The sequence below is a fragment of the Actinoplanes sp. NPDC051405 genome (genome assembly GCF_055586185.1).
Map to the genome: position 1 here is coordinate 177,695 of NZ_JBVJIR010000014.1, position 23,946 is coordinate 201,640.

Annotated in this window: 18 protein-coding genes; 7 read left to right on the forward strand and 11 right to left on the reverse strand. The window is 72.9% G+C overall.

The window, feature by feature from the left end; translation table 11 throughout:
- Positions 1–39 precede the first annotated feature (39 nt).
- Positions 40–963: an AEC family transporter gene (locus ACZ6S4_RS28570; protein ID WP_465477852.1), complete on the forward strand. Its 924-nt coding sequence runs from the start codon at positions 40–42 to the stop codon at positions 961–963.
- A 7-nt stretch (positions 964–970) separates the two neighbouring features.
- Here ACZ6S4_RS28570 and ACZ6S4_RS28575 read toward each other — a convergent pair whose 3' ends face one another.
- The 3 genes from ACZ6S4_RS28575 to ACZ6S4_RS28585 form a co-directional block, all read right to left on the reverse strand.
- Positions 971–2,371, reverse strand: a complete 1,401-nt coding sequence (locus ACZ6S4_RS28575; RefSeq protein WP_465477853.1) for a sigma-70 family RNA polymerase sigma factor — start codon at positions 2,369–2,371, stop codon at positions 971–973.
- Positions 2,372–2,449: 78 nt separating this feature from the next.
- Positions 2,450–3,094: a LuxR C-terminal-related transcriptional regulator gene (locus tag ACZ6S4_RS28580; RefSeq protein WP_465477854.1), complete on the reverse strand. Its 645-nt coding sequence runs from the start codon at positions 3,092–3,094 to the stop codon at positions 2,450–2,452.
- Positions 3,085–5,022 (reverse strand): sensor histidine kinase, encoded by a 1,938-nt coding sequence (locus ACZ6S4_RS28585; RefSeq protein WP_465477855.1) that lies wholly within the window; start codon positions 5,020–5,022, stop codon positions 3,085–3,087. The genes ACZ6S4_RS28580 and ACZ6S4_RS28585 overlap by 10 nt, the downstream gene beginning before the upstream one ends.
- 138 nt (positions 5,023–5,160) lie before the next feature.
- Here ACZ6S4_RS28585 and ACZ6S4_RS28590 point away from each other — a divergent pair, with 138 nt between their 5' ends.
- A complete protein-coding gene (locus ACZ6S4_RS28590) occupies positions 5,161–5,739 on the forward strand; it encodes a hypothetical protein (protein WP_465477856.1) in 579 nt (192 codons plus the stop codon).
- An 89-nt stretch (positions 5,740–5,828) separates the two neighbouring features.
- Here ACZ6S4_RS28590 and ACZ6S4_RS28595 read toward each other — a convergent pair whose 3' ends face one another.
- The 4 genes from ACZ6S4_RS28595 to ACZ6S4_RS28610 form a co-directional block, all read right to left on the reverse strand.
- Positions 5,829–8,330: a hypothetical protein gene (locus ACZ6S4_RS28595; protein WP_465477857.1), complete on the reverse strand. Its 2,502-nt coding sequence runs from the start codon at positions 8,328–8,330 to the stop codon at positions 5,829–5,831.
- 123 nt (positions 8,331–8,453) lie between these two features.
- A complete protein-coding gene (locus ACZ6S4_RS28600; protein ID WP_465477858.1) occupies positions 8,454–9,017 on the reverse strand; it encodes an AAA family ATPase in 564 nt (187 codons plus the stop codon).
- Positions 9,018–9,038: 21 nt separating this feature from the next.
- Entirely contained in the window at positions 9,039–10,616 is a 1,578-nt protein-coding gene (locus tag ACZ6S4_RS28605; RefSeq protein ID WP_465477859.1) for a HAMP domain-containing methyl-accepting chemotaxis protein, read from the reverse strand.
- A 14-nt stretch (positions 10,617–10,630) separates the two neighbouring features.
- Positions 10,631–12,220 carry a methyl-accepting chemotaxis protein gene (locus ACZ6S4_RS28610; RefSeq protein ID WP_465477860.1) on the reverse strand — a complete coding sequence of 530 codons (1,590 nt, stop codon included), beginning with the start codon at positions 12,218–12,220 and terminating at the stop codon, positions 10,631–10,633.
- A 150-nt stretch (positions 12,221–12,370) separates the two neighbouring features.
- Between ACZ6S4_RS28610 and ACZ6S4_RS28615 the strand changes: the two genes are divergently transcribed.
- Positions 12,371–15,073 carry an ATP-binding protein gene (locus ACZ6S4_RS28615; RefSeq protein ID WP_465477861.1) on the forward strand — a complete coding sequence of 901 codons (2,703 nt, stop codon included), beginning with the start codon at positions 12,371–12,373 and terminating at the stop codon, positions 15,071–15,073.
- On the opposite strand, the gene ACZ6S4_RS28620 is transcribed toward ACZ6S4_RS28615, so the two are convergent.
- The 3 genes from ACZ6S4_RS28620 to ACZ6S4_RS28630 are packed head-to-tail and all read right to left on the reverse strand — an operon-like array spanning position 15,070 to position 19,400.
- The gene (locus tag ACZ6S4_RS28620; RefSeq protein WP_465477862.1) at positions 15,070–17,499 is read right to left on the reverse strand and encodes an AAA family ATPase; all 2,430 of its coding nucleotides are present in this window, start codon (positions 17,497–17,499) and stop codon (positions 15,070–15,072) included. The two genes, ACZ6S4_RS28615 and ACZ6S4_RS28620, sit on opposite strands and share 4 nt — an antisense overlap.
- Before the next feature lie 30 nt (positions 17,500–17,529).
- On the reverse strand, positions 17,530–18,756 hold the full coding sequence (locus ACZ6S4_RS28625) for a sensor histidine kinase (protein WP_465477863.1): 1,227 nt from the start codon (positions 18,754–18,756) through the stop codon (positions 17,530–17,532).
- The gene (locus tag ACZ6S4_RS28630) at positions 18,753–19,400 is read right to left on the reverse strand and encodes a response regulator transcription factor (protein ID WP_465477864.1); all 648 of its coding nucleotides are present in this window, start codon (positions 19,398–19,400) and stop codon (positions 18,753–18,755) included. The genes ACZ6S4_RS28625 and ACZ6S4_RS28630 overlap by 4 nt, the downstream gene beginning before the upstream one ends.
- Positions 19,401–19,516: 116 nt before the next feature.
- On the opposite strand from ACZ6S4_RS28630, the gene ACZ6S4_RS28635 reads away from it, so the two are divergent.
- The 4 genes from ACZ6S4_RS28635 to ACZ6S4_RS28650 are packed head-to-tail and all read left to right on the forward strand — an operon-like array spanning position 19,517 to position 23,124.
- Positions 19,517–20,161, forward strand: a complete 645-nt coding sequence (locus tag ACZ6S4_RS28635; protein ID WP_465477865.1) for a hypothetical protein — start codon at positions 19,517–19,519, stop codon at positions 20,159–20,161.
- Positions 20,154–21,239 (forward strand): peptidoglycan-binding protein, encoded by a 1,086-nt coding sequence (locus ACZ6S4_RS28640; RefSeq protein WP_465477866.1) that lies wholly within the window; start codon positions 20,154–20,156, stop codon positions 21,237–21,239. The genes ACZ6S4_RS28635 and ACZ6S4_RS28640 overlap by 8 nt, the downstream gene beginning before the upstream one ends.
- Positions 21,236–21,940 (forward strand): ABC transporter ATP-binding protein, encoded by a 705-nt coding sequence (locus tag ACZ6S4_RS28645; RefSeq protein WP_465477867.1) that lies wholly within the window; start codon positions 21,236–21,238, stop codon positions 21,938–21,940. Before ACZ6S4_RS28640 ends, ACZ6S4_RS28645 begins: the two co-directional genes overlap by 4 nt.
- Entirely contained in the window at positions 21,940–23,124 is a 1,185-nt protein-coding gene (locus tag ACZ6S4_RS28650; RefSeq protein WP_465477868.1) for an ABC transporter permease, read from the forward strand. The genes ACZ6S4_RS28645 and ACZ6S4_RS28650 overlap by 1 nt, the downstream gene beginning before the upstream one ends.
- A 3-nt stretch (positions 23,125–23,127) precedes the next feature.
- Here the strand turns inward: ACZ6S4_RS28650 and ACZ6S4_RS28655 are convergent, their stop codons facing one another.
- Positions 23,128–23,931 (reverse strand): SAM-dependent methyltransferase, encoded by an 804-nt coding sequence (locus ACZ6S4_RS28655; RefSeq protein ID WP_465477869.1) that lies wholly within the window; start codon positions 23,929–23,931, stop codon positions 23,128–23,130.
- Positions 23,932–23,946 lie beyond the last annotated feature (15 nt).

Consider the following 23,946-nt stretch of genomic DNA (forward strand, 5'->3'; position numbering starts at 1 on the left):
CTCCTGCGGTTGTGGATCTGATCGAACGGCGGCTTCCGGGTGCGTGAGGTCGTCACCGGCTTCGCCGTCGTCTGGGCGCTCGTCCTCGTCGGCTACCTGATCGGCCGGTTCGGGGTGCTCGGCGCGGCCGGGCTGGAGACGCTGACCCGGCTCGCGTTCTTCGTCACCGCGCCGGCGTTGCTGTTCGTCACCCTGGCCACGTCCACGATCGGCCGGATCTTCACCGGGGCGCTCGCCGCGTTCGTGCTCAGCACCCTGATCGTCGCCGCGCTGTACGTCACGCTCGCCCGGCTGCTGTGGCGGCGCAGCGTCGCCGAGCTGACCGTCGGCGCACTCGCCGCCAGCTACGTCAACGCGGGCAACCTGGGGATCCCGATCGCCGCCTACGTGCTCGGTGACGTGGCGTTCATCGCGCCCGTGCTGATGTTCCAGGTGCTGCTGGCCAGCCCGGCGGCGCTGGCCGTGCTGGAGGTGGCGACCGGGGAGGAACGGCCGTCGCTGGGCCGGCTCGCGGCGATGCCGGCCCGCAACCCGCTGATGATCGCGTCCGCGGCCGGCATCGCGGTGGCCGTGTCGGGCTGGGACATGCCGGAACCGTTGCTGCAGCCGTTCGTGCTGCTGGGCGGGGCTGCCGTGCCGATGACGCTGCTGGCGCTGGGCATGTCGCTGCGCGGGAGCCGGCCGCTGCGCCCGGGACCGGACGCGCCGGACCGGCTGGCGGCGGTCGTGCTCAAGGCGCTGGTTCATCCGCTGCTGGCGTACGTGATCGGGCACTATGCCCTGGGATTGACCGGCCCGGCGCTGCTCGCGGCCGTGGTGACCGCGGCCCTGCCGACCGCGCAGAACATCTTCGTCTTCGCCAGCCGCTACGGCCGCGGTGAGGGTTTCGCCCGGGACACCATCGTGCTGTCGACGGCGGCCGCGGCGGTGACGCTCATCGCGGTGGTCGCCTGGCTGGGCTGAGATTCGGTCAGCCGCGGGGTGGACGGACCAGGAATGCGCTGTCGGCGCGGGAGCCCGCGCTGCCGTCGAGCTGGTCGACCCAGAGCTCGTCGCCCACGTGGCGCAGGAACCAGCCGGGGTAGTTGGCGGACTCCAGCGCCACCGAACCGGCGGCCAGGCCGGGCCGCGGGCAGAACGTGGCGTCGCCGTGGAACAGCGCGGTGCCGTCGTCGAAGCCGGCCACCAGCCGCCAGGACGCATGACGCAGGTGCATTCCGTCGGCTGTGCGCAGCGAGAAACAGCCCCGGCCGGCGAGGCCGGGGACGACCTCCAGGGTGGCCCCGGCCGGCGTGAGCACGCCCCGGCCGGCGGACAGCCCGACGAACTGCCCCTGGGCGTTGGCTGATTCCAGCGACACCTTCCCGATCGTCAGCAGCGGCGCCGGGGACGGCACGGGTGGCGGGGAGCCGGCGAGGACCGCGCGGGCCACCGGGGGCAGGCTCGACCAGCCGGCCATGGTGACGACCAGGCCGGCGGCCAGCGCGCCGGCGGTCAGGGCCGCGCCGACCGGATGAGCCCGCAGCGCCGCACCCCAGCGGCCGATCAGGGAGGCCCGGGTGAACGCCTCGACCGGCACGTGCTCACTGGTGAGCGTCGGGGGAACGGGCAGCAGGGCGAATCCGGCGAGCAGCCGTTCGGTGGGCAGCAGGCCGTCGCGGGCGGGCTCGCAGGTGGGACAGGAACGGAGGTGCCGCTCGATGCGCTTGCGCCAGAACGGGCTCGGCACCCCGTCCCAGCCGGCCACGACGGTACTGAGCCGGCCGCAGCCGGGCACGGCGTCGAGTGCGGCGACGATCGAGCGGGCCGTCTCGAGGTGGTCGCGCATCCGCTGCAGCCGTACGCCGGCATGCGCGATCTTGACGCCCAGCGCCACCGCCACGTCGGCCCGGGTCAGCTCACCCACCGTCTCCAGCCACCACAGCGCGAGCACCGTCCGTTCCTCGGCGGACAGCCACCGCCCGGCGTGCATCACCTGCCGCCGCTGCACCGACAGCTCCACCCGCAGCAGCGTGGCCCCTTCGGGCTCCGCGCCGGCGTCCGGCAGCCCGGCCAGCTCGTCCAGGTCCGCGGTGCGGGCCGCGGCGACCCGGCCACGGGCCAGCTGGGTGCCGATCTGGTGCACCGTGATGGCCGTCAGCCAGGGCCGGAAACTCTTGGCGGAGCGCAGCCCCGGCAGCTGCCGCACCATGCGCAGCATGACCTCCTGCACGACGTCGTCGACGTCGGGATGCCCGCCCAGCGCCTGCCGGGTGAGGTTGTACACCAGCGGCAGGTGGGCCCGGACGAGCTCGTCCAGGGCGCCACGATCACCCGCGCGCGCCGCGAGGACCAGCGCCGTGTCGTTCGTGCGGGACAGCCGGGTCTGCATCGCTCCCTCCCTGGCGGCGGAGTCCCAGCATCTGGCCGCGATCGCGGCAAGTCAATGTCCGCTGCGGCCGGTGACGGCTCAGGCACGCAGAAAGGTCAGCACGGCCAGGACGCGCCGGTGCTCGCGATCGGCGGGGATCAGGCCGAGCTTGGTGAAGATGGCGGTGACGTGGGCCTCGACCGTCTTGATCGCCAGGTGCAGGTCTGCGGCCACGGCGGCGTTCGACAGCCCCTGGGCCATCAACGCCAGCACGGCGCGTTCGCGGTCGGTCAGGGCCTCCAGCGGGTCCCGTTCGCGGCGGCGGGCGACCAGGCGGGTCACCAGCTCCGGGTCGATGACAGTCTCACCGCGGGCCACCTTGCGCACATCGGTGCCGAACGCGCCGAGATCGGAGACCCGGTCCTTGAGCAGGTAGCCGACGCCGCCGTCGAAGTCGGTCATCAGCCGGAGCGCGTGGTGCACCTCGACGTACTGCGAGAGCAGCATCAGGCCGACCCGGGGCGCCGTGGCCCGTACGGCGGCGGCCGTGTCGATGCCCTCGGCGGCGTACCCGGGCGGCATCCGCAGGTCGATCACCGCGACGTCCGGTGGGTCGGCCCGGACCAGGTCGAGCAGCCCCGCGCCGTCGCCGGCCTGACCGGTGACGGTGAAACCGACGTCGGTCAGGATCCGGGCCAGACCTTCGCGGAACAGCACCGCGTCGTCGGCGAGCATCACCCGCACGGGATCACCGTCGCCAGCCGCGTGCCCACCGGCCCGCTGTCGACCGTCAGCCGGGCGCCGAGGGTGGCGAGCCGGTCCGCGAGCCCTTCCAGGCCGCTGCCCGGGACCATCGTGGCGCCACCGACGCCGTCGTCGACGACTTCGACGACGAGCCCGGCCCCGGCGAGCTCGGCCCGCACCGAGGCCAGTGCCGCGCCGGAATGCTTGGCGGTGTTGGTCAGGCCCTCGCTGACCATGAAATACGCGGTCGCCTCCACCTCCGGGCGCAGCCGGCGGTCGACCGTCACACCCAGCCGCACCGGCACCGCGGACCGGTCGGCCAGGAACCCCAGCGCCGCCTCCAGACCGTCCTGGGTGAGCACGGCCGGGTGCAGGCCCCGGGCCAGATCGCGCAGCTCCGCGGTGGTCTCCAGCAGCTGGGCCCGGACCGCGGCGGCCCGCTCGGCGACGTCGGCGGACCCGGCGTCCGAGGCCAGCCGCACAACGGTGCCCAGCTCCATCGCCACGGTGACCAGCCGCTGCTGCACCCCGTCGTGCAGGTCCCGTTCGAGCCGGCGGCGGGCGGCGTCCCCGGCCGTGACCAGGCGCTGGGCCGTCGCGCGCAGCTCCAGCACCAGCCCGGCCTGCGCGGCCAGGTCGCCGATCAACTGCTTCTCCGCAGGTGACAGGGCATCACCCTTGTGCACCGTGATCGCGCCGCGGAAGCGCCCGTCGTGCATGACCGGCACCGCCGCCTTCGCCTCGGGGAGCCCGGTCAACGTCCGTACCCCGGGTGGCAGCGGCGCTGTGTCCGGCCAGACGGACATCGCCCGCAGCTCGTCGGGCGGGCCGGTGTAGAGCACGACCTGCCGCGCCCCGACGCCGTCGGCGACGGTCCGGCAGATGCCGTCGAGCAACCCACCGGCCGGTGCGGCCAGGTGGGCGGAGAGCCGGGCGAGCGACTCGTACGGGCCGAGCCGGTGCCCGTGCACGAGCCGGTCGGCGAGCCGCTGGACCCGCCGGCGCAACGGCTCGAAGGCCACGGCGACCACCGCCGTGGCCACCAGGGACAGGACCGTACGGTTGCCGTCGACGAGCCGCCCGACGCCGGTCACCACGGCCACGTAGCCGAGGGTGACGATCGTGGCCATCGCACCGAACACCAGCGACTTGTTGATCACCGGGTCGATGTCGTAGAGCCGGTACTTGAGGATCGCCGCCCCGGCCGCGACGGCGACCACCGGCATCGTCAGCGTGCCGGGCACGGGGGAATGCCACACCGCCAGCCCCAGCACCATGACCGCGGCGGAGACCGTGACGGCGTACGCGAACCAGCGCAGCTGCCGGGCCTCGTCGCCGCGCGCCTGCCGCAGCCGGACCACCACGCAGACCACCCAGGTCAGCTGGAACAGCAGGTAACCGGCGGGCCGGGCGACCCGGTAGAAGGCGTCGGCGGCGGCGAGACCCGGCAGGCTCAGCGGATGGCCGGCGACCAGGGCGGTACGGGCGTACTCGACCGGCCACAATGCCGACACCGCGGCGAGGACGACACCGACGGCGGCCAGGACGGCGGTGACGGTCCGCCACCCGCGCGACGGCAACCGTCCGGTCGGGAAGCTCATGATGGTGACGCCGGCGATGACCAGCACGATCGGCAGCGGCCAGACGCCGAGCCAGCCGGCCCAGGACGCTCCCGGCAGCGGCCCTGGGTGCAGCCCGTACTGCCGTCCCGCGAACATGACGGCGTGGGCGGCGCCGGTCGCGACGAACAGCCGGCCCTCACGGTTACCGGGACGCCGGAGCACCACGAACAGGCCGACGGCGGTGAACGAGGCCGCGATGAGCCCGTTGTGCAGGTTGCCGACGTGGACACCGAGGCCGGAACCACCCGCGACCAGCACGGCCACGATGGCACCGACCGCCGAGCCGAGCGTCGCGGTACGGGTCACCGCCTCATCGTGCCAGCGCGAACCCCCGCCGTGATCAGGGCTGACCCTATGACTTCGCAGGGCCCACCCGGATGCCCCGGCCCGGCGCGCGGACGACGGTGAGGGGTGTCCTGCCGCGCCGAGCTCGAAGGAGCCGCCATGAGGTCCCTGCCCGGATCACCGATCGACCGCCTGCTCACCGCTCTGCTGTTCGTCGGACCGGTGCTCTATCTGGTCGCGGACGCGCTGTACGCGACCCGCGGCTGGGACGACCCGGCCGCCGGCGTCATGCACGTGCTGGGCGCGGCCGGGTACGCGTTCGTGCTGCTGCGCCTGGTGACCTGGAGCGACGGGGTTACGGCGGTGGTGCTGCTGGTCGTGGGGGTGCTCGGGGTGGCGGGGAACGTCGCCTACGGTTTCAACACGATCCACGTGTCGCTGGGCGACACGGACCTGGTCGACGCGACGGGGGCGGCGGCTGGGTTGATCAAGCCGCTCGGGTTGTGCTTCCCGCTGACGCTGCTGGTGGCGGCCTTCGCGCTGCGTCGGGAGCAGCCGGGGTGGGTCGTGGCGGCGCTGGCCGTGGCGGGTGTCGCGTGGCCGGTCGCCCATATCGCGAATGTCGGCCGGCTGGCGGTGCTGGTCAGCGCGGTGCTGGTGGTGACCTTCGGCGCGATGGCCATGACGGCAGGCCGCCGAGCCCAGGCCACCGACCACCCTCTCACCCAGCCGGCCTGACCCTCCCGGCGCCGGTCAGCGCGCGGGGAGCGGGGAGCGGGGAGCGGAGCGGGCCGGCAGCTCGAGGGGGAGCATGCCGGCCCGCTGTCTCACTTCACGTCGACGTAGTCCGCGGAGCTCGACGACGTCCACGACGTCGCGTCGCCGGCGAAGTTGTACCGGTACGAGCCGTCGGATCCCGCCTTCACCGTCGTCTTGAGCTTGCCGCTCGCGTCCGCGGTGACCGTCTTGACCGTCGTCCACGTGGTCGTGTTGGCCTTGCGCCACTGCAGGTTCACCTGCTGCGCCGGGTACGCCCGGAAGGTCCACCCGGCGTAGTAGTCCATCCGGGTCAGCGCTCCCGTCACGGTGATCGTGCGGCCCTTCGTCACCGGCTCAGGGGTGGCGTCCGCCGTCACGCGCGTCGTCCGCTTGATCGTCAGGCTGCCCGCCTTCTTGCGGTCGATGAAGCCCGTGCCGTCCTTCGCCGTCGCCCACACCTCGGCGTTCCAGACCCCGGCCAGCCCGTTGATGCCCAGCGAGTACCGCACGTCGTAGAGGTACGCCAGGGCCGTGCAGTTGGCCGTGGTCGCGTTCACCGGGGTGCACTCGGTGCTCGTCGGCACCAGCCCGTCCGGCGTGTGGTAGCCGCCGTGCCAGAAGTAGAGGCCGGCTTGCCCGATGCCCGACGGGTCGGTCGCGGTGAAGGTCGAGACGATCTCGATCGGACCGGCATCCGGGTCGGGCAGCAGCGCCCTGCCCCCATTGACAGTCAGGTTCGAGATCGTGGTCGTGCCGGCGGACTCGTCGCCCGCGGTGGCCGGCCCGGCCACCGCCCGCAGGATGGTGCGGCGCAGCACCCCGCCGTCCTCGTTGCCCGCGGTCACCCGCAGGGATGCGAACGCGGCCGTGGCCGGCAGCTCCGGTGTCACCTCGACGGTCCCGTCGCCGGACGCGGTGAGCGGCAGCTCGCTCCAGGTGGCGCCGTCGTCGAGCGACCACTCGACCTTGTCGACGGTGCTCTCCGCCGAGCTCTCGCGGGTCGACGGCTTGATGGTCAGCGGCACCGGCCCGGCCGCGGCCCGGTTGCGCTGGTCGAGCCCGGCGGCGGACAGGTCCAGGTCGATCAGCGCGAGGGGGGTCGGGACCGGGCTCCACGCCGATGTGAAGGTCCACTCGCTGCGGATCCTGGTGAACAGCTGGGACCACGGCACCCGGCGCGTCATCGTGTGGTCCAGCCGGTACGTCTGCTCGCCCTGCGGCACGGTCACGGTCATGCTCGCCGTCTCCGCCGTCTTCAGCACCTCGCCGCCGCTGCTCAACGTCAGCGAGTCGGTGCCGGCGCTGTCGGCGCCCTGGTTGCCCGCCGTGTCACCGAGGGTCATGTTCTCGAGGATCGACAGCCGGCTGCCCTCGCGCCGGGAGTCGTCGTTCCCCGGCCGGCGGGTCGGGGCGAGCGGGCCGGCACCCACCGTGGCGCCGGGTGACGTGCCCGCCGGCAGCGTGCGGTAGCCCAGGTTGAGCGACTGGCCGGAGCCGTAGTCGACCAGGCGGCCCATGTTGACCCCAGGCGTCACGTACTCGGTGATGCTCGCCGGCAGCCGCATCGACGTCGGCACGTACGCGCCGGTCCACTCGCCGGTCATCGGGACCGTCGCGTACGACCCGTCGGTGTTGGTGCCCTGCCCCCGGATCGTGAGGCTCGTCCTGGCCAGCGAAGCCGTGCGGACGGTGCTGATCGGCGACGCGGGAAACGGGTGCGGCCAGTAGCGCACCAGGTCGTACCGGTAGGGGCTCGGCTTGAGCGCGGTGGAGCCGGCCTTGGTCAGCACGTCGTGCACCCGCAGCGTCGTGCCGGGCGGGGACGACGTGGTGACGTAGTTGCGGGTCTTCGGCCCGCCGGCGAAACCGATGAGGTCACCGTTCGGCAGCGAGATCCACACCGTGCTCGACTCCGACTGCGCGGTGGTGTCGTCGACGGAGAAGCCCACCCGCTTGGCCGATTTCTCGTCGAGCCGGACGGTCTGGGCCGCGTTGGTGACGGTGAAGGACTTGGTCAGCAGGTAGCTGTCCACGTTGTAGATGCCGTACATCATGGTGACGAAGTAGTTGCCCGGGGGCAGGCTGGCCGTCGCGCTCAGCGAGCTCTGCGGGTTCGTCACCGGCATCCAGGTCCAGGTGTCGCGGTTCCACAGGCTGATGAATTTGTTCCAGGCTGTCCAGTTCTGCGAGTCCACCGTCAGGGTGGTCTTGTAGGTGCCGGCGGCCGCGGCCGCCTGGGCCGAGCGCTGCGGGGCGCCGGTCCTGGCCTGAGCGGCCGGGGTGACGCTGCCGCCGAGCTGCTGAGCCCGCACGGTGCCGCCGGTGGAGACGAACGCGTACGGCGCCCGGACGTCGCCGGAGCCGGGCTCGAACTGGAACGCCGAGCGGCCCTTCGCGCCCGGCACCATCGTGATCCGGTCGGGCTCCGCCGCGGGTGCCAGAGCGGTCGCCGGCCGGGCCGGTGGCTCCTCGGCCTGCGAGACCGCCGGGATGACCAGCAGCGAGCCGCCGAGCAAGGCCACCGCCGCGATGCCGTAATTGCGCAGCCTCGACCGAGACCACCGTGCCATGTTGAGGTCCTCCCACCGACACGACCGCGTCCGGCGCGGCCGAGGGAGCCACACCATACGGTGTGATCATGAGCCGCCGCGACCCCGGTTCCGCGCCCTGTGGACAACCCCGGGGGAGCGGGCTCAGCCGTCTCCCGCGACGGCCCTGGCGATGAGGTCAGCCCGCTGCTCCGGCGGCCCGGCCGGCGCGTCGACCAGCTCGAAGCCGTGCTCACGGTAGGCCTGCTCGTGGAAACGCTCGAACCGTACCGAATCCGCATAGCTGATCCGGCGGGCCGCCGTCGGGGTGATGAAACCGAGCAGCCGGACGAAGAAGACCCGCGGCCGGTAGATGCCCTCGGCCACGACGCGGGCGACCTCGCTCGCCAGCGACGGCGGCACCGGCCGATCGCTGTAGCGGGCGAGCGCGACTGTGCACAGCGGCGACCGGTCGAAGAACTGCACCGTGGTGCCGGCGGGCGGCGGGAGCTCCTGGCGTTCGTGCTGGAGCCGGGCCACCTCGGCGATGAAGCTCTCCTCGCGCCACGGCTCGGCGTTGCCCCGGGCCTGCTCGCGGGCGATGACGTCAGTGGCCGCCTCGTCGACCACGGCGTACCCGTGCCGGCGCAAAAGCTGAAGGAGGGTCGATTTGCCGGCCCCCGGGGCGCCGGTGATCACGTACCGCCGCGGGCTCGAGGACGACGGCATGGACCGGACGGTACAACACCGTCAGTAGCGGAAGACGGCGACCATCGTGTTCAGCCGGCCGGAGATGTCGGCGAGCTCGGCCGCCGTCGTCTCGGTGGCCTGGTCGGCGTCGCGGGTCGCCGTGGTCACCTGGACCACCTCGGCGAGCTGCCCGCTGATCTCCGCCGTGCCGCCGGCGGCACGGTTGAGGTCGCCGGTCATGCCGTTGGTCGTGGCGCTCTGCTCCTCCACGGCCGAGGCGATGGTGTTCTGGTAGTCGTTGATCTTCTCGATCACGTCGCCGATGCCGGCGATCGCCTCGACCGCGGCGCGGGTGTCGGCCTGGATGACCTCGGTCCGCCGGCTGATCTCCTCGGTGGCCTTCGCCGTCTCCTGGGCCAGATCCTTGACCTCCCCGGCCACCACCGCGAACCCCTTGCCGGTCTCCCCGGCCCGGGCGGCCTCGATGGTGGCGTTGAGGGCGAGCAGGTTGGTCTGCTCGGCGATCGCGGTGATCGCCTTGACCACGCTGTCGATCTCGGCCGACGAGGCGTCCAGCTTGGACATGAGCTGCTGGGCGTGCGAGGCCGTGGCCACCGCGCCGGCCGCCACCTGGGCCGCGTCGGTGGCACTCATGGCGATCTCGCGGATGGCGGCGCCCATCTCCTCGGCGCCGCTCGCCACGGCCTGCACGCCGGCGCTGACCTCGCCGGCCGCCGTGTCGATCGCGCCGACCCGTACGGACGCCTGGTCGGTGCTGCCGCTGAGGCTGCGGCTGGCCTGTTGCAGCTCGGTGGAACGCTCGGACAGGCCGGAGCTCATGCCCGCGAGCGTCTGCATCGTGACCCGTAGCTGACCGGCCGCGCGGTGCACCGCGCGGGACATCTGGCCGATCTCGTTGGCGCCGGTGTCCGGCTGCCGTTCCGTGAGGTCGCCGTCCGCCATCGCCGTCACCACCTCGCGCAGCGCGTGCAGGCGCCGGTTGAGGGCCCGGGCCACGAGCAGCGCGAACGCCGCCGCGATGAGGACTCCGACGGCGAGCACGACGCTGATGGTCAGGCGGGCCTGGTCAGCCGCGGACCGGGCGGCCGCGGCGCTCGCGGTGGCCTCCCGCTGGGAGATGGCCACCAGGGCGTCGAGGTCCTTGAGCGCCTGGGCGGTGGCGGGGTTCAACGTGGTGCTGCGGAACTGCTCCCACTCCTGGACCTTGCCGGCGTTCTTCAGGGCGCTGGACTGCTTGCGCAGGTCGAGGTAGTTCGTCCAGGTGGCCTGGAAGGTCGCCATCGCGGCGCGTTCCTCGGCCGAGACGGTCAGGCCTTCGTACTCCTGGAGTCTGGTGGTGACCAGGTCGTAATAGGTCGTGGCCTCCTGCCCGTACGCGGTGGCCTTGGTGCGGTCCGTGGCCGTCAGGTTCGACAGGCTCGCCCACCGCGCGTGCCAGATGATCTGCTGGATGTCCTTGACCGTGGCCAGCGGCACCAGGGCCTCGGTGTAGATGGCCTCGGCCCGCCCGGCGGTGGTGTTGGTGCGCAGGATCCCGACGGCACCGACGACCAGGGCCACCAGCAGGGCGACGGCCGCGGCGGCCAGCAGGCTGGTCCGCATGCTCAGAGAACGCACGTCTTTCTCCTCGATCAGTAACGGAAGCGCGCCACCAGGTCCTGCAGTTGCCGGGACATCACGGCCAGCTCGGTGGCGGCCTGGCTGGTCTCGCCGATGGTGTCGGTGGTACGCCGGGTGGCGTCCGAGACCCCGGCGATGGTCGCCGCGATGTTCCCGGCGCCGTCGGCCGCCTCCGAGAGGGTCCGGTTCATCTCCTGGGTGGTGGCCGTCTGTTCCTCGACGGCGGACGCGATGGTCACCTGGATGCCGTTGATCTGCTCGATGATCGCGCTGATCTCGCCGATCGCCGCCACCGCGCCGGAGGTGTCCGACTGGATCGTCTCCACCCGGCGCACGATGTCCTCGGTGGCCTTGGCGGTCTCCTGGGCCAGGTCCTTGACCTCGCTCGCGACCACCGCGAAGCCCTTGCCGGCGTCGCCCGCGCGGGCGGCCTCGATCGTCGCGTTCAACGCCAGCAGGTTGGTCTGCTCGGCGATCGCGGTGATGACCTTGACGACGGTGGCGATCTCGGTGGACGACTCGCCCAGGCGCGCGACGGTGGCGTTGGTGGCGGCGGCGACCTCCACGGCCTTGGCCGCCACGCCGGTCGCCTCCGAGGTCGACGCGCTGATCTCCCGGATCGAGGCGCCCACGTCGTGCGAGCCGGTGGAGACGATCTGCAGGTTGTTCGAGACCACGTCCGCCGCGGCGGCGACCGAGCCGGCCTGCACGGACGCCTCGGTGGCGGCCGAGCTCACCGCGCCGGAGACCGCGGTCAGCTGCTCGGCCGAGTTCTGCAGGGTGGTCGCGTTCCCGGCCAGCTGGACGACGTCCTGGCGCAGCCGGCCGATGCCGCGGTCCAGCAGGGCGGCCATCCGGCCGACCTCGTCGCGCTCCCGCACGTCACAGGTACGGGTCAGGTCACCGTCGGCCAGCCCCTCCGCGGCGTGCGAGACACCGGCGACCGCGCGGCGCACCCGGCCGGCCACCCGCATGCCGAGATACAGGCTGATCACCACGCCCACCACGAGCAGGATCACGACCGTGCGTACCGCATCGCTCTTGCGCTGCTCGGCCGCCGCGATCTGGGCGGACACCCGGTCGGAGACGTACTTCTCCACCTGCGCCTGGTCGGCCAGCAGCGCGTCGTGCAGCTCGGTGAACTTGGCCAGCCCGGCGGCCTGCTCGGCCGGCGTGGAGACGCTGGAGACGCCGGTGATGAAGGTCTTGAAGGTGTCCCAGTCGGTCTGCATGCGGGTGACCACGGCCCGGCCGGGCGCGTCACTGAGATTGGCCGCCAGCACCTGCAACCCGGAGTCGATGGCCTGCTGCTGCTCGGCCATCCCCTTACCGATCTCGGCCGCGATCGCCGGGTACGCCTTCATCGCGCTGGTCGACCCGACGAAGCTCTCCAGGTTCTGCCCTACGGACGAGGACGCCTTCAGCACAGTGAGGTCCTCGCGCTGCGCGGCGATCGAGGTGTCGCTCATCTGGTAGAGCGTCTGCAGCGAGATCGCCGCGATCATCACGCCCATGGCCGTCGCGACCAGCACGGCCGCCCCGATCTTGGTCCGCAGCGAACGATTGTCGAACGCCGAGCCCCACCCGCCGCCACGCGCCACGTTCACTCCTCGGTCGGCTGCCGCATTGTCCGGTCACTCTCAGCTTCGGCCAACCTCCGGCGAGCCGTGGCGTTATCGCCGATTCGGCCGGGTGCCGGGCCCACGGGAGCAATCTCGTCGAGTCCCGGACCGGCACGCGGGCGAGCGGTAATGTCGCTCTCGTCGTTCGGCGGTTCCGGTGCCGCCGTCGTGGGCCGGGAAGTCGCGGGCCGGGAAGTCGAGGCAGCGGTGCCCCGGATGCTGACGAAGAGCCCGATGCCGCTGCGGTCGTACCTCGGCGCGCTGCTGGCGCTGTTCGTGCTGGCCGCCACCGTCGCCCTGGGTTTCGGCTGGGAGAGTGCCGAACGCGACGGCCTGTCCGCCGCCCGGGCCGACGCCGAGTTCGGGGCGCGCAAGGCCGCCGAGCAGCTCGGGCGCAACCTGGCCGGCGTCCGCTCGAGCGTCGACGCGGTCGCCACCAGTCCGGGCGCCGCCTCCGTGTTCGACGAGCCCGAGGCCTGCCGCCTCGCGTTCTCGCTGGGCGGGCCACAGGACGGCCATCTCGACGTGCTGCGCAGCGACGGCTCGGTGGTGTGCTCCTCGCAACCGCCGGGGGAGGACGAGGCGGTCGCGTACCGGGGTGCCTCGTGGGTCGCCGCCGCGGCCCGGACGCCCGGCACCGTCGGTCCGGTGACCGACGACCGCACCGGCCGGCCGGCGGTCCTGCTGTCCGCGCCCATCGCCGGACGCGGCCTGGTGGTCGCCTTCGTCGACCTGATCGGGCTGGCCGCCGCGGCCGGCGGTACCTTCGGCGGGGCCCGCGGCCTGGAGTTCCTGCTCACCTCCGGTGACGGCGCCACCATCGTCACCCGGTGGCCCGACGCCGGCCGGTGGGCCGGCACCGCCGTGCGGGCCAGCCGCTTCACCGGCGGATCCGGCGCCGGCACCGACGTGGCCGGGCTGCGCCGGGTGTACGGGTCCAGCACCGTCCCCGGCCCCGGCTGGCGGGTGTACGCGGGCGCCGACCGGTCCGCCGCCCTGGCCGCCGCGCACCGGCTCGCCCGCCGCCAGGCCGGGATCACCGCCCTGGGGCTGCTCGCCGGCCTGCTGGCGACGCTGCTGGTGTACCGCCGGATCACCAGGCCCATCGGCCGGCTGCGCACCGCCGTCCGGGCCGCCGCCACCAGCGGTCACCTGGAGCCGGCGGTGACTGTCGCCGGCCCGCGGGAGGTCAGTGATCTCGGCGCCGAGTTCGCCGGCCTGCTCGCCGCGGTCGACCGGGAACTGGGGGAGCGGCGCCGGGCCGAGGAGCTGGCCCGCGAGCACGAGCGCAACTACCGGCAGCTGTTCGACGCCAACCCCTACCCGATCTACCTGTTCGACGTCGAGACGCTGGCCGTGGTGGCGGTCAACGACGCCGCCGTGCACTACTTCGGCCTGGACCGGGAAGCCCTGCTCAGCGCCGTGGTCACCGACCTGTGCCCGGCTGATGACGCTGCCGCCGTACGGGAAGAACTGGCCGCGGCCGCGCCGGTCGAACGCTGCCGGGCCCGCCGGCACCGCAAGCACGACGGCCGGGTGACCGAGGTCGAGGTGACCTCCCACCTGACCACCTTCGCCGGGCGCTCGGTGCGGTGCGCCGTCGTCGACGACGTGACCGAGCGCCACCACCTGCGCCAGCGGCTGCGCCAGTCGGAACGGCTGGAGAGCCTCGGGCAGCTGGCCGGCGGCATCGCGCACGACTTCAACAACCTGCTGGGCATCATCAACGGCTACGCGGGCATGTCCGCCGCCGACGTCGAGGAACTGGCGGCCCGCGACCCCACGTGGGCCCGGCTGCACGACGACCTGCTGCAGATCGTCGCGGCGGGCGACCGGGCCGCCGGCCTCACCCGCCAGCTGCTGGCGTTCGCCCGGGCCGACACGGTCGCCGAGCTGACCGCGCTGGACCTCAACGGTGTGGTGGCGGACGTGGAGAAGCTGCTGCGCCGCACGCTCGGCGAGGACATCACGCTGATCACCCGGCTGACCGAGGATTCGGCGCCGGTGCTGGCCGACGTCGGCCGGCTGGAACAGGTGCTGGTCAACGTGGCCGTCAACGCCCGCGACGCGATGCCCAACGGTGGCACCCTGACCATCGACACCGACGCCGTCACGGTCGACGAGCACTACGCGGCGCAGCACCCGGGCGTCCGCACCGGGCAGTACATGCGGCTGGCGGTCAGCGACACCGGCACCGGCATGGACCAGGAGACGCTGGAACGGGCCTTCGAACCGTTCTTCACCACCAAACCGAAGGGCCAGGGCACCGGGCTGGGCCTGGCCACGATCTACGGCATCATCGCCCAGGCCGGCGGGCACGCCCAGCTCTACTCGGAGCTGGGCCACGGCACGACGATCGCCGCGCTGCTCCCGGTCACCGAGCAGAACGCGGGCCCGGCGGCCCGCACGTCGACGCGGGCGCGGCCGGGCGCCGGCGAGACGATCCTGCTGGTCGAGGACGACGAGGGGCTGCGCGCCCTGACCGAGCGCGTCCTGGACCGCAACGGGTACCGGGTCCGGTCGGCGCGTACCGCCGCCGAAGCGCTGACCCTGGCCGCTACTTCCGACGTCCTGGACCTGCTGCTGACCGATGTGGTGCTGCCCGACATGCACGGGCCGGACATGGTCACCGCGGTGCACCGGGAACTGCCGGGGCTGCGGGTGGTGTACATGTCGGGCTACGCGGAGAGCATCCTGGCGGCGCGCGGCACCCTGCCGACCGGCGCGATCCTGCTGCAGAAGCCGGTCAGCGCCCAGCACCTGCTGACGGTCATCGCCCGCGAACTGAGGACCGGCCGGGCCGCGCCGTCCGCGGTGGCTGACGGGCGCTAGCCGGCGAGCCGTGCCAGCAGCAGCTCCGACTGATGAATCTCGTCCTGCATGCCTGTCCTGGCCGCCAGGCTCCGCGCCTCGATCACCGCCGTGTGTGCATCCTCGGGGCGGTCCTGATCGATCCGGACCAGCGCCAGGCGGATCAGCAGGGTCGCCAGGTCGGAGACGCTGCCGTGTTGCCTGGTGAAGCGAAGGGCCCGGTCGAGCATCTCCGCCGCCGCGGACAGATTTCCCCGGTGATGCTCCACGACGGCACGGTTGCCGAGCAGGCCGAGCGCCCGTTCCAGGTCGTACGTCGGCCGTCGTCCGCTGGTTATCGTCTCTTGTTGCTCGTCGAAGTCGAACACCTTGCTCGCCTCGGCGAACCACCGGTCGGCCTCGTCCCAGTCACCGCCGTCCCGGGCGACCTTTCCCAGCTCGAAGAGGATGTTCCCGCGGTAGGCGGGCGCCAACGACGGCTCGACCCCAGGCAACGCCTCCAGGGCTGCCGTGATGTGCCGGTGTGCCTCGTCGAGCCGGCCGGCCCGGCGACTGGTCTGCGAGTAGCCGACCAGGTAATTGATCTGGTGGACCGCGGTGACGGTCAGGTTCTTGGCCCGCTCGAGGCTGGCCCAGGCCGACTCCAGATCGCCGCGCTGACCGTGCACCCAGTTCAGGTACCAGACGGCGTCGGAGATGGCGTCGACATCGGACAAGGCGCGACCGTAGGCCTCCAGTTCGGTGGCGATGCGGACCAGGTCGTCCCAGCGGCCCACCACGTCGTAGAAGGCGACGAGGGCTTTGGCGACGTCGGTCAGCGCCTCCGTACGGCCGTGCTCGTGAGCCATCGCGTAGACGGCTTCGAAGTGGGGTCCTACCGTACGAAGGCGGGCCCGATCGCGCCACATGAGGTCCGGCCCGCGGTAGTCAGCGGCGATCCGCATCAACGCCTGGAACCAGTTGTCCTCAGCGGCCAGTCTCGTCGGCGGCCGCTCGGCGAGGAAAGCGCGCGTGTACGTGCGTGTCAACGGCAAGAGGCTGAACGACTCCGCCTTGTGGTTGATCAGCGACAACTGAATCAGCATCTGCAGCGCGTCGTCCCGTCCGACCTGGTCGACGCCCAGTCCGGCAGCCTGGCCGAGCAGCTGACGATCGACCGGGGCCTCGAACAGTGCGGCGGCGGCGAGCACTCGCAGGGCGTCGCCGTCACCCAGGGCCTCGACACTGCGGGCGAAACAGAAGGCGGCGATGTCGCCGCTGCCCGACCCGAGCCGACGCAGCACCGACTCGATGCTGTGCCCGAGGCTCATCAGCCCCAGGCTCCAGACGATGGCCAGGGGTACGCCCCCACTCTTGCGGGCGAGGGCGATCACTTCGGCGTCGGACAGAACGACCGAGCGGGTGCCTGCCTCGGACCGGATCAGGTCGGCGGAATCCGCCCGGTCGAGGCCTTCGAGCCGGATCGAGAACGCCACGTCGATGCGGTGGCGGGAGGTGACGATGGCCTTCGCGGGCTGGGGCAGGTCATGGAGGAACGCGGTGACCGTCTCGTCGTCGACCGTCTCCATGTTGTCCAGCACCAGCAGCACCCGACGCGGACCGCCCAGCAGGGTGCGCACCAGGATGCGCTGCTGGTTCTCCGGCAGTTGCGGCAGGTCGGGCCGGCCGCACACCGCGCCGATGGCCTCGAAGATGTCGCGCAGCGCCACGAAGTCCGCCGGCCGGGTCAGGATGCCCTGCGCCGTCAGCGTGTCCCGTTTCGCCGACACCCAGACCACGGAGTCGAAACGGGCCGGACCCGGTTCGCCGGAGAGCCGGTACGCGGCCTCCAGCGCCAGGCTCGTCTTGCCGACCCCGCCGATGCCGTCGACCACCACCACCCACGCCCGGTCATCCGGGCGCATCCTTGTCATGATCGTCGCAAGCTCGGCCGTCCGTCCGACGAATCGCTCGTAACCGCGTTGTGGCAGGTTGCCCGAGGTGGTGGGAGTGAGTGAGTCAGGCCGAGGCGCCAGCCTGGCCAGCAGCTCGGTCTGTTGTTGTTGGTACATCAGCTCGAACAGCGGGCGCACCTCGGGCAGGTGCTGAAGCTCGTCACGCAGGCAGGTGACGAGGACGTCGACGGTCCGGCCGAGTTGCTCCGGCGGCACCGTGGGCAGGAAACGGGTGATCGCATCCGCGAACTGCACGTGAGCCTGACCGCCTGCGCGAGCCGGCAGCAGCACCAGGTCACGGACGGCAGCTTGAACCGTGGGCAGATCGAGGACCGGTGCGTCGTCCAACAGCAACGACACCACGGCCGGGTCCGTGGTGGACGCCTGCGCCCGGAATCGTGATACCGCGCGAGCCACTGCCGCGTTGAACCTGCGATGGAAGTCGGCCTTCTTGATCTGTTTCTTGATGAGCGGCTCGATCGCCTTGAAGAGTAGGTTCGCGAGCGCCATCATGGGCCTCACCGTAGCTGTCACGGATGGGCGTCAGGACGTACGAGTCGGCAGGCTGACCGTCACGCTCAGGCCGCCGCCGGGCCGGGCCCCGGCCACCGCCTCGCCGCCGTGTGCTCCCGCGATCGACGCCACGATCGCCAGCCCCAGCCCGAATCCGCCGTCCCCGGTCCGCTCCCGCAGCCGCCGGAACGGTTCGAACAGCGTCTCGACCGCCTCCGGGGCGATCACCGGCCCGGTGTTGTCCACTGTCAGCACCACCCGGCCGCCGGTGCTGGCCGTGCTCACCCACACCGCGCCGCCGGGGACGTTGTAGCGCATCGCGTTGTCGACCAGGTTCGCCGCGAGGTGTTCGAGCAGGATCGGGTCGCCGTTGGTCGGGGCCGGGGCCAGGGAGGTGTGCAGGCGGGCCGTGCCGGGTGGGGGTGCCGCGGCGTCGATCGCGTCCTCGGTGACCGTGGCCAGGTCGACCGGCTCCCGGCCGATCTGGCCGCGGTCGGTGCGGGCCAGGGTGAGCAGCGCGTCGATCAGGGCCTGGGCGTGCGTGACGGCGGTCCGGACGTCGCGGCCCATGCCGATCAGTTCGTCGCGGGTCGGTTCCGGTTTGGCCAGCACCACGTCGACGGCGGTCCGCATGACGGTCAGCGGTGTCCGCAGCTCGTGGCCGGCGTTGGCGATGAAGCGGCGCTGGCCCTCGAACGCTGTCTGCAGCCGGTCCAGCATGGCGTCGAACGTGTCGGCCAGTTCGCGTAGCTCGTCGTGCGGGCCGGTCAGCGCGACCCGGGCCGCGAGGTGGTCCTCGGAGGCGTCGCGGGCCGCCGCGGTGATCCGGTGCACCGGGCGCAGCACCCGGCCGGCGACGACCCAGCCGGCCACCGCCGCCAGCAGCGTGACCGCCGCCAGCGTGCCCAGGGAATACCGCAGCAGCTGGTCCAGGGTCGCCTGGCGCTGTGTCTCGGCCCCCGCGACGATGCCCTCCTGGTAGGCCGCTTTGCATTTCATCAGCAGCTCCGGCTCGGCACCGGGTTCGGATGTCGCCTTGGCGCACGCCGCTGCGAACTCGACCGGCATGACCTGCTTCGCGTCGACCGGGCTGGTGCGGTTCTTGGCCGGCTCCGGCCCGGGCAGGTTGCCGGCGAGCAGTCCGTAGGTGATCGCCACCAGGATCAACCCGCAGGCGGCGAAGAGCCCGGTGTACAGCAGGGTGAGCCGGACCCGGACGGTCAGCCGGGGCCGCATCGCACGCCAGGTGGCTGTCACAGGCGGTAGCCCCGGCCGACCACGGTCTCGATCAGCGGCGGGGCGCCGAGCTTGCGCCGCAGCCGGGCCAGGGTCACCGACACGACGTTGCTGAACGGGTCCGCGTGGGCGTCCCAGACGTGTTCCAGCAGGTCCTCGGCGCTGACCACCGAACCGTCGGCGGCGGCCAGCATCTCCAGCACGCCGAACTCCTTGCGGGTCAGCGGCAGGGCCCGCCCGGCCCGGTCGGCCCGGTGCCGGGCCCGGTCCACGGTCAGATCGCCCCGGCGGACCAGCGGCGGCGCCGAGGGGGTACGGCGGGCCAGCGCCCGGACCCGGGCGACGAGCTCGGGAAAGGCGAACGGCTTGCCGAGGTAGTCGTCGGCGCCCAGCTCCAGACCGTCGACCCGGTCGCCGACCGTGGTGGCCGCCGTCAGCAGGAGGATCCGGGCGCCGCCGCCGGTGGCCAGCGACCGGCACACCTGGTCGCCGTGCACCACGGGCAGGTCCCGGTCCAGCACGATCACGTCGTAGTCCGTGCCGGCGGCACCGCCGAGCGCCGCGGCACCGTCGTGCACCACGTCGACCGCCATCCCCGCGTCCCGCAGCCCCTCGCCGATCCGGGCGGCCAGCGTGACGTGGTCCTCGACCACCAGCACGCGCATGCCGACATTGTGCCTCCCGGGACATGACATCGGTCCGACAGAGCGCGTAGCGCTGGTGTCATCACCGGGGCGGTAGACCTGTCGGCGTCCTGCGGAACCGACGAACGGGGTTTGTGATGAAGCGCTACCGGGTGGCCGCCGCGGTCAGTGCCGCGCTGGTCTGTCTCGGCACGGCCGGCGCGTGCAGCGACGAGCCGGCCACGCCCACCGTGCCTCGGCTGAATGTCAGCGGCAGTGCCGGCACCGGTGAGGGAACGGGTGACCAGGAGAATCCCAACGCGATCGGCGGTGACAGCAGCGCCGGGCGCCGGGCCAGGTTGCACGCCGCGGCGCAGTGCATCCGGGAGCACGGCGTGCCGGGATATCCCGATCCGCTGCTGACCGCGGCCGGCTACGTCTACACCGACGAGGTCAGCCTGCGTGAACTCGAAGAGGCGGAGATGACGGCCATCGACACCGCCTGCGGCGAGCTCATGCAGGCGGCGCAGTTCTCGATGAAGGGCCAGGGCCCGCCACCGCCGAAGGTGGTCCAGGCGGGCGTCAAGTCGGCCCAGTGCATGCGGGCGAACGGGCTGCCGAACTACAAGGACCCGACGGTGGACAGCCCGTTCGTCCCGGGCAAGGGTTTCGGCCTGGACTCGTCCTCGATCCCGGCCGCTGGCAAGGCCGACCCGGCCGTGCGGCGGGCCCTGGACGCCTGCCGGGCCGTGCTGGACGCGGAGGCCGCCTTGTCGAGCCTGGGAAACCTCGGCAATGCGTAGGCGGGCGGTGCTGACCGGGGCTGCGCTCGCGGTCGCCGGGACCGCGGGAGCCGGCTGGTGGCTGCGCGACGCGCCGGTGGCGCCGGCCGCGGCCGGGGTGCCGACCGGCACGGCGACCGTGACCCGGACGGATCTGCGGACGACCACGCGGGTGCCGGGCACTCTGGGCTACACGGGTACGTACACCGTCTACTGGCAGGGGTCCGGCGCTCCCGGCACCGTCACGTGGCTGCCCCGGCCGGGTCAGGTGATCTCGCGGGGCGGGCGGGTCCTCGCCGTCGACAACCGGCCGGTCCGGCTCTTCTACGGCGACCGGCCGGCCTGGCGTCCGCTGGCTCTGGGGGTCACCGGGGGTCCGGACGTGCGTGCGCTGGAGCGCAACCTCGTGGCGCTCGGGCACGCCACCGCGGCTCGGCTGACCGTCGACGGCAAGTTCACCGCGGCGACCGCGGCCGCGCTGCGCCGCTGGCAGCGGGCGACACACCAGCCGGTCACCGGCCGGCTGGCGCTGGGCGCGGTCACCTTCCAGCCCGGACGGCTGCGGGTCACGACCGTCACCGCTCAGGTCGGCGGGCCGGCCGCGGGAGAGACCGGGGCCGCGGTGCTGTCCGGTACGTCCCCGACGGTGGCGGTGACCCTGGCGGTGCCGGTGACCGACAGCCATCTCGTCCGTCTGCGCGATGCCGTTACCGTGACCCTCCCCGACGGCGACACGGTGCCCGGCCGGGTCAGCGAGCTGTCCACTGTGGCATCGGGGCCGAGTGAGCAGGAGTTCGGCCGCGGCAACGAGATGCCGTCGGTGGCGGCCACGGTCACCCTCGGCCGCGAGGTGGCCGGGGCGCGGTTCGACCAGGCGCCGGTCGAGGTCGCCGTGGTCACCGACTCCGTCGAGGGGGTGCTGGCCGTACCGGTCACCGCGCTGGTCGCGCTGGCCGGCGGCGGGTACGGCGTCTATCTGCTCGACGGCGGCGCCCGGCAGCTGACCGGGGTCACCCCGGGCCTGTTCTCCGCCACCCTGGTCCAGGTCGAGGGCGCCGGCCTGCGCGAGGGCGCCAAAGTGGAGGTGCCGGCGACATGACCGCCGCCCTGGAGCTCTCCGCGGTGAGCAAGGTCTATCCGCCACCGTCCACCGTCACCGCCCTCGCCGACATCAGCCTGGTGATCGGCGCGGGCGAGACGGTGGCCATCACCGGCGCCTCCGGTGCCGGCAAGTCGACGCTGCTGAGCATCCTCGGCACCCTGGAACGCCCCACCAGCGGTACGGTCCGCATCGCCGGCACCGACACCTCGGCGCTGTCCGACCCGAGGCTGTCCGAGGTCCGCGCCACCAGCCTCGGCTTCGTCTTTCAGCAGTTCTTCCTCCTGGAGCACCTCAGTGTGCTCGACAACGTGGCGACCGGGCTGCTGTACCGCGGCATGCCGGCCGCCGCCCGCCGGGCGCACGCCGCCGAGGCGCTGGCCCAGGTCGGTCTCGCCGGCCGGATCCGGCACCGCGCCGGGCAGCTCTCCGGCGGCGAACGGCAACGGGTCGCGATCGCCCGCGCCGTCGTGGGCCGGCCGGCCGTGCTGCTGGCCGACGAACCGACCGGCAACCTCGACTCGGTCACCGGCGCGGGCATCACCGAGCTGCTGGCCGGGCTCGCCGGCGACGCCACCACCGTCGTCCTGATCACCCACAACGCCGACGTCGCCGCGGCCATGCGCCGGCAGGTGCAGCTGCGCGACGGCCGGATCGTCGCCGACAGCGGGCTCCGGCCGGCGACCGGAGAGGACTCCTGATGGCCTCCCGCCTGCGGCTACCCGACGCGATCACCCTGGCCACCGTCGGACTGCGGGCCCGGCGGGTGCGCTCGGCGCTGTCCGCCGTCGGCATCGCCATCGCGATCGCCGCGGTGGTCGCCGTGCTCGGCATCGCCGAGTCGGCCAAGGCCGACCTGATCACCCAGCTCGGCGAGCAGGGCAACCTGCTGACCGTGGCGTCCGGACAGTCGGTCAACGGCCGCGAGGTGCCGCTGCCGGTCACCGCCGAGCCGATGATCGCGCGCATCCCGCCGGTCCGGACGGTCACGGCCGTGGGCGGCGTCCGCAATGTGACCGTACGGCGCAGCGCGGCGATCCCGGCGGCGCAGACCGGCGGCATGAACGTGCTCGCGGCCCAGCCCTCACTTCCGGCCGCCGTCTCGGCGCGACTGCTGCTCGGCCGGTACCTCGATCCGGCGGCGGACCGCTATCCGCTGACCGTGCTCGGCCACGAGGCGGCCCGGATCCTGGGCATCGGCTCGCTGGCCACGCCGACGCAGGTCTACCTCGGCGAGCACTACTTCACCGTGGTCGGGGTGCTCGCGCCGGTCGCGGTCGCCCCGGAGCTCGATGTCGCGGCGCTGATCAGTTTCCGCAACGCCGAGGAGATGTTCGGGCGTACCGGCGGGCCGAGCCGCATCTACCTGCGCGCCGACCCGGACCAGGTGGCCGAGGTGGCATCCGTGCTCACCGCCACCACGGCCCCGGACGGTGAGCAGGACGTGCAGGTGCTCCGCCCGTCGGACCTGCTGGTCGCCCGGATCGCGGCCAAGGGCACCTTCGTCGGGCTGTTCCTCGGGCTGGGCAGCATCGCCCTGCTGATCGCCGGGGTCGGCATCGCCAACATCATGGTGATCTCGGTGCTGGAACGCCGGGGCGAGATCGGTCTGCGCCGCGCGCTGGGCGCCCGCCGCCGGCACGTCGCCGCCCAGTTCCTGCTGGAGTCGACGCTGCTGGCGGCCATCGGCGGAGTGCTGGGGATCGCGCTGGGCGTGCTGGCGACCGCGGTGGCCGCGCGCCTCGGCGGTGATCCGGTCGCGATACCGCCGGCCGGGCTGGCGGCCGGCCTCGGGGCGGCGCTGCTGGTCGGAGCGCTCGCCGGGCTCTACCCGGCGACCCGGGCGGCCCGCCTGTCCCCGGCGGAGGCTTTGCGCACCCTGTGAGCCTCAGGGCTTGCGGCCGACCCCGCACACCACGTCGAGCGGCTGGGCGTCGCCGGAATCCGGCCGCCACAACGGCGCGGAGGTCACTCCCGGCTCGATCAGCTCCAGCCCGGCGAAGAACCGGGCGAACTGGTCCGGGCCGCGCAGCACGTACGGCGGGTTGGCCTGCTCGTTCCAGATCTTCTCGGCCGTGCCGTGCCGCTCGCTGCGGGATCCGTCGAGGGCGATGAAGTAGCTGCCCGGGGCCAGGGCGGCGAGGTAGGCGCCGACCATGGTGACCGCCTCGTCGTCGACGACGATGTGGCCCAGGATGCCCGACATGATCAGCGCCACGGGCCGGTCCAGGTCCACTGTGCGGGCGGCCTCGGCCAGCACCTGGGCGGAGTGCCGGGCGTCGGCGTGGAGGTATCGGGTGGCGCCCTGCGGGGTGCTCGTCAGCAGCGCCCGGGCGTGCTCCTGCACCAGCGGGTCGACGTCGACGTAGACGACCCGGGACTCCGGCGCGAGCCGCTGCGCCACCTGGTGGACGTTGTCGGCGGCCGGCAGCCCGGAGCCGACGTCGAGGAACTGCCGGATCCCCGCCTGCGTGGTCACGTGGCTGACCGCGCGCACCAGGAAGGCCCGCGACGCGCGGGCGTTCTCGACGATCTGCGGGAACGCCTGCCGGATCTGGTCGCCCACCTGCCGGTCGACGGCGAAGTTCTGCGGCCGGCACCGGGCGCGGATAACCCCGCGCCGGGGCCGTGTTCCAACCGCTTTTGTGGGGTTCCCACAAAACAGCGGCTCCGGCATGCGTGATCCCGGCATTGTTGTACCCGCCGG